This window comes from Streptomyces sp. P9(2023) (assembly GCF_032436795.1).
In the GTDB taxonomy this organism is placed as follows: domain Bacteria; phylum Actinomycetota; class Actinomycetes; order Streptomycetales; family Streptomycetaceae; genus Streptomyces.
The window spans coordinates 1-272 of record NZ_JAUPWM010000467.1 but is presented as its reverse complement, the minus strand read 5'-3'; the positions used below and the strand labels follow the sequence as shown (position 1 = coordinate 272).

The 272-nt window shown below is 51.8% G+C and carries 1 protein-coding gene; it reads right to left on the bottom strand.

All coding sequences use genetic code 11. The features are described 5' to 3' along the window. Positions 1 to 272 (bottom strand): YjbH domain-containing protein (locus tag Q5762_RS38400; protein WP_315896948.1); only part of this gene is annotated, 272 nt, incomplete at both ends.

Below are 272 nucleotides of genomic sequence, written 5' to 3'. Positions count from 1 at the left end.
CACTTCCCCTCCGGCCCCTGCGTACATCATCTCTAGCAAGCCACCGTAGCCCAAGGCATAAACGTTATCGCTCAGCTTGGCGGTGCGTGTGTACTGCAAGTTTTCAATCCCTAACGTAGATTCCGTTAAGTAGTCACCGATAAAGGTACGAACCCGAGGCAAGTCAGAGTCAGCGATGTACTCATAGTTGTCTAAGTTATCCAGCACGGTTAAGGCCACACTGCTTGAAAGCCAGCCGTTAGGGTCGGTTTGGTACTCAGCGCTCAATAGCG